At 47.8% G+C, this 1,371-nt stretch carries 1 protein-coding gene; it reads left to right on the plus strand.

Annotation, left to right across the window (positions count from 1 at the left end; genetic code table 11):
* A partial coding sequence (locus BW961_RS29390) for an Ig-like domain-containing protein (RefSeq protein ID WP_076577144.1) occupies positions 1–935 on the plus strand: 935 nt, incomplete at its 5' end.
* Positions 936–1,371: the final 436 nt, after the last annotated feature.

The following is a 1,371-nucleotide window of genomic DNA, read 5'->3' on the forward strand; positions in this document are numbered from 1 at the left end:
TAACAGGTTATTACGCAAGTGGAAAAAAAGTATCGCTCACAACGAAAATAAAGTGGAGTTCTAGGAATGATCAAGTTGCGAAGGTTAGCGGCACGATGATAAAGGGAATAGCGGAAGGCAATACGATCGTTACAGGCGTTATGGGCGAGAAAAAGTTCGAATTTCCCGTGCAAATTACGCCGAAGATTTTGAAACTAACCGTAACCCCTGCGAAGCTGGTTCTGACGCCCGGCAAGTCGGTCACATATTCCGTTCAAGCAATTTATGAAGGTGGGCGCACGGTAGATGTCTCCTCCCAGGTGACGGCGAAAGTAGACGGCAAAGGCATTCAAGAGAGCAACCGCACAGTAACGGCGACGGGGCAGTCACAGGGGCGGGCCAGCGTAAAACTGTATTATGGAGGAAAAGGCGTGTCACTTCCAGTCACCATACATGAGAGTTTGGTGAGCATCGAAGTGCAGCCTGCCTCTCTCGTGATGGAAGCCGGTTCCTCTAAGACCATCAAAGTGATCGGCACCTATTCCAGCGGTAAAAAGGTATCGTTTGCAAGCAAGGTGACATGGTCATCTGGAAACGTGCAAATCTCCAAAGCCACAGGAGAAAGGGTAAAGGGACTGACCGAAGGTACGACGAATATCGTCGGCAGTTACGGTGACCGCACATTTGAAATCCCGGTTCAGGTCACGCCTAAGCTGCAGAGGCTAACGGTCACGGCATCCCAATCAAAGCTTGCTCTAAATCAAACGACGACTTATCAAGTACTGGTTGTGTTCAGCAATGGGAACAGCACCGATGTAACGTCGCTCGCAAAGTCCAAGTCGAATGGTAAGGCGACCGCCAATCAGGGCACGATTACGGCGGTGAGCAAAGGCAAGGCCGTCATCACGTTTACCTATGCCGGCAAAAATGTATCTCTGCGGATAACGATAGAGTAGCAAATATCAAGCAAATGGATCGCCCTAGTGCCATAGCGTGCTAGGGTTTTTCTCGTGTTAACGAGGTGTTCAGGCGGGAAATCCCCGAAGGATGATCCCGAGCATGTAAAAAATTAGTGAGATGGCATCCAACCTGTGTATAATGGATGTGAATATCGTCATATTTCTCACATGCACAGGAGGCTACACAACTTATGAAGATCATACCTTTACAACAACGCGGTATCGCTGCAAGCCGAGTGATTATGGGATGCATGCCGTTCGGTGGCAGATGGAACCGTGACCCACTGTCACGGGAAAATAAAGTCTTAGACTGCCGCTATTTTATTTAGCTATCGTTACCCGTTAGCGTAATCAAGCTTAATATTCACTCTAAGAATTTAACAATACTTTACGTATCCGTATATTGCATTTGATAAGCAGTGACTGCTCTTGT

The sequence above is a fragment of the Paenibacillus macquariensis genome (assembly GCF_900156375.1).
GTDB classification, from domain to species: Bacteria; Bacillota; Bacilli; order Paenibacillales; family Paenibacillaceae; genus Paenibacillus_AQ; species Paenibacillus_AQ macquariensis.